The following is a 7,108-nucleotide window of genomic DNA, read 5'->3' as shown; positions in this document are numbered from 1 at the left end:
TTGGCGGAGCGGACGGGACTCGAACCCGCGACCCCCGGCGTGACAGGCCGGTATTCTAACCAACTGAACTACCGCTCCACATCAAGTGCGGTGAATAATACGTAGAGTGAGGTAGTCCGTCAATAACTTTTTTTATTCCGCCAACTGTATAGACAAAAAACAAACAATTCGCCGTAAACTTAAACATTCTAGGGGTTAAATCTCTGTTTTTCTGGCCGAAGTAGCTTGCTCTTCATCTGGCATGGTTAAGTCTATCTGGTCGAGCTCAAGTAACATTTTTTCCCTTTGCACTTCTTTTTCAAGTCGTGCCTCTGTCGCGGCCAGTGCTTTTTTAAGGTTACTGCGTTTACGAACAATTAATAAAACAATAATACCAACTAAGATCAAAGCGCCATTTACCGATGCTATCCAGAAAATCGCCTCATCTTTAGCTTGCAGCTCTTGCTGTTTTGCGATGGCTTCGGCTCTAGCAGCCAATTCTTCTTGAGTTGGCGGTGGGGCTGGCGGTTCAACAAGATTAAAAAACAGTTCCGGTAATTGCAGATAAATTTCACGACCATCTAATGTTGTGGTTACCGCATTAGTTTTTATGTGGTAGCTGCCAAAGTCCATCACTTTTGGTAAAACAAATTGTGAACTCGATTCAGTAAGATTTGTTAACGTGACAGGCACTAATTTACCTGTAGGCCCTAAGATCTCTGCCTCCAAATGAGTATTGCTTAACTTCACTTGGCTATCGTCGACTTGTACCTCTAGTGTCCATATACCTGAGTTTTCTTGTTCTGGTGCCAACAGCTCAAGCTTGATTGGCTGGGGTAATAACCTAAATGAATCATTATATTCACGATCGAGAACTGCATTTTTAGCTCGGATCTGTAGTCGATAATCACCCCAAGGCTGATCTAAATCTAAGTCGCTAGTAAAAATGCCATCATCGGGACGTTCATCTAATGACTCGCCATTATCACGATAGGCACCAACGATAAATGTTCCTGCGGCATAGTTTTCATCAGCAGGATTATTCTCGCTGATAAAACGTGCAGTCCAATTCATCATAAAATCAAGACCTGGAAGCCGTACTCTTTCTGCATCACCTAGCAGTTGCGCAGTTAGCTTTAAACGTTCACCTTGAAACAATGACTTTGGAATTGGTTCGACTTGTATCGAGAGATCAGTGACTTTATCAATGACTGAGCCCTCTACAACCTGACCAATTAACTGCCAAGGGCCAGCCATAGGCTGTTTAATAGTGATCATGTCCCCCGTCAACCCTTCCATCCAAGTCACTTTGTCGTCAGGGTGTCGATCTACATACCATTTACTGCCATCAGGGCGGACTATAATCACTGGCGCACTGCCGTACTCTCTATGGATCAGTAATGTTACCGATTCAACCATGTGATCGATTCTAAAGCGGTTTTTTAATTCTGCTGCATGTTTAGACAGCAACACTTCAGATGAAGCCGCGGCACTAAAAACAAAGTAGCCAATAATGCAAACCGTAAAAAAGGTAACTCTTCTTATCATAGAGAGGCTCTTAAGGTGAATTTAACCGCGCCAGAGGCATTGTCCTGATTTAGCCACTAAATCCAGTCGTTCCTCGTGTCTAATCAGTTCATCGGCCGATGCAGAGATCACTTTAAGTTTTGTTCTATTCGCACTTAATCGCTGAATACCACCGCCCTCTTGACCGGCTTTTTCACTTGAAAGGTTAAATTTGGTTTGGCCACCTGTCATTAACAGATAAACGTCTGCCAAAATCTCAGCATCGAGTAATGCCCCGTGTAAGTCACGGGCTGAGTTATCAATACCGTATCGCTTACACAAAGCATCCAAGTTATTCTTTTGACCTGGATGCAAAAATTTAGCAACTTCTAATGAGTCGAGTACCTGACAGATATCCGTGGTTTTAGGGCCAAGTGGCTGCAACATAGAAAACTCATGATCCATAAAGCTCACGTCGAAGTTTGCGTTATGTGCCACAATTTCTGCGCCATCGATGAACTCAATAAAACTTTGGGCAATTTCATGGAATTTTGGCTTAGTTGCAACAAACTCATTGGTAATACCATGAACTGCAATAGCCTCTTCATCAATCGCTTGTTGCGGGTTGATATATTCATGGAAATGACGCCCTGTTAAGCGACGATTTATCACTTCAACACAGCCAATTTCAATAATTCTATGACCTAGATAAACTGGGCCACTTGACTGGTTCATACCTGTAGTTTCGGTATCGAGAATAATTTGACGCTTTGCGCTTGAAACAATATTCATATGAATTTATACATTTCTCTATTAACTATTTTGGGTATACTCGCCCAGCAATTATAGCTATGGTAGCAACTTGATGACTGGACTGAAACAGATCTCTATCTATACCGACGGTTCTTGCCTCGGTAATCCTGGCCCTGGTGGCTACGGCATCGTTTTAAAGTACAAAAAGCAAACAAAAGAACTTGCTGGTGGATTTGCACTTACAACCAATAATCGTATGGAACTTCTAGCTCCGATTATCGCACTTGAAGCATTAAAAGTACCTTGTCAGGTTATTTTAACCAGTGATAGCCAATATATGCGTCAAGGGATCACTCAATGGATCCACGGTTGGAAACGCAAAGGCTGGATCACTTCCACCAATCAACCAGTGAAAAATGTTGATCTTTGGCAACGTCTCGACACTGTATCACAACTGCATCAAATTGATTGGCGCTGGGTTAAAGGCCATGCTGGACATGTCGAAAATGAACGCTGTGATCTGCTAGCACGCAAAGCTGCAGAAGCTAAGCCGGTACAGCAAGATAACGGCTATATCGACCAGCAAGGCTAATACTAAAAATCGGGCTGTTATTTGTCTACAACTAACAGCCTAGCCATCAGTGTTTAAAAACATTTTATTGAACTTTATAAACTCTAAGCCGATTGGGGTAAAATTACGGCTCTTGTGATGAATGCGGTAAAATTTACGTTCTAATAGCAAGCCTTCAACATGAATTATTGCTAACTCCTTACGAATTAACTCTTTTTCAAGGGTTAATTCAGATAACACTCCAAGCCCCGCCCCCTGCTTAACCGCTTGCTTTATCGCATCTGGAGTTGAAAAACGAAATTTCTCTTGTGGTTGCATACCTAGTGCATTCGCTGCGTTGACAAAGTAATCGCGAGTGCCAGATCCCTCTTCACGCATCACCCAAGGCATATTATGCAGCGCACTTGGCTTAACCTTCTGCCCTGCTAATGGATGCGCTGGGTGGCAAAAAATCAATAGTTTGTCTTTGTGCCATGCTTCTACTGCAATGCGACTATCAAGGCACTGGCCCTCAATAAAGCCCATCTCACTTCTAAACTCGAGAACAGCATTAATAACCGCTTGGGTATTATCAATATCCACATTCACCAGCGTATTGGTATGTTGCTGACAAAAAGCCACAGCAGACTTAGCGAGCAAGTAATTGCCAATAGTCGAACTTGCACTAACATTAAGCACTCCGCCAAGCTCAGCCCCTGCAGGCGAAAAAGCATGTTCAATCTGTTCTATTTTCTGTAATGCCTCAGTAGCCAGAGGTAATAACAAACTCCCCTGAGAGTTTAAGCGTAATCGATTACCTACCCGCTCAAACAAGCGAGTATCAAGTTGCTTTTCCAACTCTGATAACGCCATAGAGGCTGCAGGTGATGACAAATTTACCAAGTCAGCAGCTTTAGCCACTTGGCCACTGCGGGCAACGGCCTCAAATATAGCTAACTGTTTTAATGTTATTCGCATGAATATTCTTACGTTTGATTTGACGATTTAGAAACATGACCTGTACGGCCAGCACTTGGAGCAGTTGACCAATTTGGCTGCTTGACCTTTCGCTTAGCTTGTATCGGTGTTAACGGACTTTCAAGTTTTCTAGCCACTAAAACATAGATGCTACCGCTACTCGGCAGCCAAGACTTAAGCGCATGGGACCAAATATTATCTATCTTTACTTCGTTTAACAGATGATGGTGCAGTAAGCGCTCATCTGCAACCACCTGATAGCCCAGCAAGCCTAGCCAATCTTTCACTCTTGAAGGAGTAAAAAACCGCCCATTCCAAGGGATTTCATTTTGGTGTTTAGGTAAAATCTGCCCAAGAAACATTGGACTTAGTGGATTAAAACCACTGATGATTAAGTGTCCACCAGACACCAGCACTCGATCAATCTCCCTTAAAAGTCGATAAGGATCGGCTTCAAACTCCAATACAAAATTCATTACAACAGCATCGACGCTGACATTTTGAATCGGTAATTGGCTGTAATCTCCGCGAATTTGGGCTTGCGCCTCATCAAATAATCCAAATTGACGGCTAATAGCCACATTCGGTTTATCGATTTTATGGCTCAAAGGACCTAAATTAAGCATGTAATAGCCAAAAATTCTTGGCCACCAAGGTGACAAAGCAGCTTCTAGGCTTTCGCGTATAATTACCCCATTGGGAAGTTCTGACCAATGAAAAGGCTTTAATGCTGATCCTGAGTGTGACAAATCAATCTCCAAATTCGCTGATACCCTACTTTAATAATGAAAGCGGTGTACAAGCAATAGCTTTGCTCAGTAAACTGATCTAAGTGCTCAAATAACGTAATTAGAGCGAATTGATTCTTACATAGAGAGTTTTAGTATGTTAAATATCACGCCACTTCCCGCCTTTAATGATAATTATATCTGGGCACTACAAACTGAGCAAAGTACTGGATTTTATGTGGTCGACCCAGGTGATGCGCAGGTTGTTATTGAATACGCCAGCAGCAAAAACTTAACACTACAAGGTATTCTGATCACCCATCACCACCACGATCATACTGGTGGGATCAGCGCTCTAATTCAACACTTCGGTGATATTCCTGTCTATGGCCCAGATTCCGAAAACATCAAAGGTATAAACAGACCAATTACCACACAAACACAACTAACGTTAGAAGGTATAGGACTTGATGTAGAGATAATGCAGGTCCCAGGCCATACATTAGGCCATATTGCTTATGTCATAGCTGATGCGCTATTTTGCGGAGATACATTGTTCAGCGGTGGCTGTGGCCGACTGTTTGAGGGCACGGCTGAGCAAATGTTTGATTCTTTATCACGACTCTGCCAGCTTGCTGACAATACTAAGGTTTACTGCACCCACGAATATACATTAGCGAACTTACGTTTCGCTCGAGCAGTCGAGCCCAACAACCAACAATTACAACAATACGAGCAGCAAGCAATACAGCTCAGAGAAAAAAATGTAGCGACTTTGCCATCATCAATCGCCCAAGAAAAAGCAATAAATCCATTTTTGCGCGCAAATTGTACAGAAATTCAGCAAAATTTAGCCGTTCAATACCAACAACCTATCGCAAATACGCTGCAAAGCTTCGCACTTCTGCGTCAATGGAAAGACAATTTCTAAAAAATAATCTACAATAGCCCGCTATTCCAGCGCCACTAAGCCAGATTTAATCTGGCTTTTTTGAGCCTAATTAGAGGACACACATTTTCAATGCGCGTACCATTTTTATTCGTCGCGGGGGGGATTGCCCTGCTGACAGGTTGTCAAACTTTAGACAGCCAGAAAACCGATGAAGGGACCCCTGCTACTCCGGTAGTAATAGAAAAAGTCAAAGTTGCTCCTATTGAACCAACAATAGTTGAGCCTGTTGAGATCACAGATATTTGGCAGCGCATTCGTCTTGATATGCAGATGGAAGTACCAGATGAAAAACTGGTACGCCAATACCGAGATTGGTATATCAAACATCCGCAACATCTTGAACGCGTATCAGAACGTGCAACACCGTTCATGTACCTTATTGTAGAAGAGATTGAAAAACGCAACTTACCTATCGAGTTAGCTCTACTACCTATTGTTGAGAGTGCTTTTGATCCTTTTGCATACTCACATGGTGCAGCATCAGGTCTTTGGCAGTTCACCTCACCTATGGCACGCCATTTTGGTTTGCAAATGAACTGGTGGTACGACGGTCGCCGCGACGTTCCAGCTGCCACCACTGCAGCTCTCGACATGCTTGAGTACTTGCACGGTAAAACTGGCGAAAACTGGTTATACGCTATTGCAGCCTATAACACTGGTGAAGGACGCGTCATTAACGCTGCTAAGCGTAATGCAAAGAAAGGCATTTCAACCGACTTTTTTAGTTTAAATTTGCCACGTGAAACTGAACGTTACGTTCCACAACTGTTGGCCCTTGCTGATGTAATTAAACATGCCGACAAATATGGCATTAAACTCACACCGATTAGCAATAAGCCACAAATTGAAGTTGTCGATATTGGTAGTCAAATTGATTTAGCACTTGCAGCTGATATTGCCAACATGACGACCTCTGAGCTACATAAACTCAACCCCGGTTATAATCGCTGGGCAACCGCACCAGAAGGACCGCACAAGCTTGTACTACCAGTAGACAAAGCTGATGCGTTTAAAATCGCTTTGAGTAAAACCCAAACAAATGAGCGTCTTAACTGGGAGCGTTACCAAATAAAATCTGGCGACAGTTTAGGGCTTATCGCCAAGCGCTATAAAACAACCGTGTCTGCCTTAAAATCTGTTAATGACATTAAAGGCAATACCATTGTTGCTGGGAAATTCTTGCTGATCCCTGTATCAGCTAAAAACCTAGATGAGTATCTATTGTCTGCCGATCAACGTTTAAACCGTCAGCAAAACAAAGCACGCGGCTCAAGCAAGATCACCTACAAGGTAAAGTCTGGCGACTCTCTGTGGAAAATTGCTAAGCAACATAAAGTGAAGACAGCCCAACTTGCAAGCTGGAATAGCATGGCGCCAAAAGACCCGCTGCAAATAGGACAAAAACTCGTTATTTGGTCAGGCACACGTTCAAATAGCCAAGGCTTAAGTGAAGTGATGCGCACAGTAAACTATAAAGTACGTAGTGGCGATTCATTAGCCCGTATCGCGGGTAAATTTAATGTCACCGTCAACGATCTAGTCCGTTGGAATTCACTTGAAAAAAGTAAATACCTACAGCCTGGACAAATGCTTAAGCTTTACGTGGATATGACCAAAGTAAGAGCTTAACGAGCAAACATCAAAAAGGCGACCTAAGGTCGC

General features: G+C 43.0%; 7 protein-coding genes and 1 tRNA gene. 3 read left to right on the top strand and 5 right to left on the bottom strand.

The window, feature by feature from the left end; all coding sequences use genetic code 11:
* Position 1: 1 nt before the first annotated feature.
* The 3 genes from L884_RS0109035 to dnaQ all read right to left on the bottom strand — a co-directional run bounded on the left by L884_RS0109035 (position 2) and on the right by dnaQ (position 2,277).
* A tRNA-Asp gene (locus L884_RS0109035) sits at positions 2-78 on the bottom strand.
* Between the two features lie 117 nt (positions 79-195).
* On the bottom strand, positions 196-1,527 hold the full coding sequence (locus L884_RS0109030; RefSeq protein WP_037410679.1) for a TIGR03503 family protein: 1,332 nt from the start codon (positions 1,525-1,527) through the stop codon (positions 196-198).
* Positions 1,528-1,548: 21 nt separating this feature from the next.
* Positions 1,549-2,277, bottom strand: a complete 729-nt coding sequence (dnaQ, locus tag L884_RS0109025; RefSeq protein ID WP_028767194.1) for a DNA polymerase III subunit epsilon — start codon at positions 2,275-2,277, stop codon at positions 1,549-1,551.
* Between the two features lie 73 nt (positions 2,278-2,350).
* Here dnaQ and rnhA point away from each other — a divergent pair, with 73 nt between their 5' ends.
* Positions 2,351-2,830, top strand: coding sequence for a ribonuclease HI (gene rnhA, locus L884_RS0109020; RefSeq protein ID WP_028767193.1), 480 nt, complete (start codon positions 2,351-2,353; stop codon positions 2,828-2,830).
* A gap of 39 nt (positions 2,831-2,869) precedes the next feature.
* Here rnhA and L884_RS0109015 read toward each other — a convergent pair whose 3' ends face one another.
* Both L884_RS0109015 and L884_RS0109010 read right to left on the bottom strand, forming a co-directional pair.
* Positions 2,870-3,766: a LysR substrate-binding domain-containing protein gene (locus tag L884_RS0109015; RefSeq protein ID WP_028767192.1), complete on the bottom strand. Its 897-nt coding sequence runs from the start codon at positions 3,764-3,766 to the stop codon at positions 2,870-2,872.
* Positions 3,767-3,774: 8 nt separating this feature from the next.
* Positions 3,775-4,515 carry a class I SAM-dependent methyltransferase gene (locus tag L884_RS0109010; RefSeq protein WP_028767191.1) on the bottom strand — a complete coding sequence of 247 codons (741 nt, stop codon included), beginning with the start codon at positions 4,513-4,515 and terminating at the stop codon, positions 3,775-3,777.
* Between the two features lie 136 nt (positions 4,516-4,651).
* Here L884_RS0109010 and gloB point away from each other — a divergent pair, with 136 nt between their 5' ends.
* Complete coding sequence (gene gloB, locus L884_RS0109005; protein ID WP_028767190.1) at positions 4,652-5,425, top strand: hydroxyacylglutathione hydrolase; 774 nt, start codon at positions 4,652-4,654, stop codon at positions 5,423-5,425.
* Between the two features lie 90 nt (positions 5,426-5,515).
* Positions 5,516-7,075: a LysM peptidoglycan-binding domain-containing protein gene (locus L884_RS0109000; RefSeq protein ID WP_028767189.1), complete on the top strand. Its 1,560-nt coding sequence runs from the start codon at positions 5,516-5,518 to the stop codon at positions 7,073-7,075.
* The last annotated feature ends 33 nt before the right edge of the window (positions 7,076-7,108 follow it).

Origin of the sequence: Shewanella fidelis ATCC BAA-318 (assembly GCF_000518605.1) — a bacterium.
GTDB lineage: Bacteria > Pseudomonadota > Gammaproteobacteria > Enterobacterales > Shewanellaceae > Shewanella > Shewanella fidelis.
The sequence above is the reverse complement of the archived record's forward strand: the minus strand, read 5'-3'. Positions and strand labels throughout refer to the sequence as shown.

Excerpts from the sequence above, each read along its gene's own strand:
- L884_RS0109030 (WP_037410679.1), bottom strand. The coding sequence starts at position 1,527 with ATGATAAGAAGAGTTACCTTTTTTACGGTTTGCATTATTGGCTACTTT.
- dnaQ (WP_028767194.1), bottom strand. The coding sequence starts at position 2,277 with ATGAATATTGTTTCAAGCGCAAAGCGTCAAATTATTCTCGATACCGAA.
- rnhA (WP_028767193.1), top strand. The coding sequence starts at position 2,351 with ATGACTGGACTGAAACAGATCTCTATCTATACCGACGGTTCTTGCCTC.
- L884_RS0109015 (WP_028767192.1), bottom strand. The coding sequence starts at position 3,766 with ATGCGAATAACATTAAAACAGTTAGCTATATTTGAGGCCGTTGCCCGC.
- gloB (WP_028767190.1), top strand. The coding sequence starts at position 4,652 with ATGTTAAATATCACGCCACTTCCCGCCTTTAATGATAATTATATCTGG.
- L884_RS0109000 (WP_028767189.1), top strand. The coding sequence starts at position 5,516 with ATGCGCGTACCATTTTTATTCGTCGCGGGGGGGATTGCCCTGCTGACA.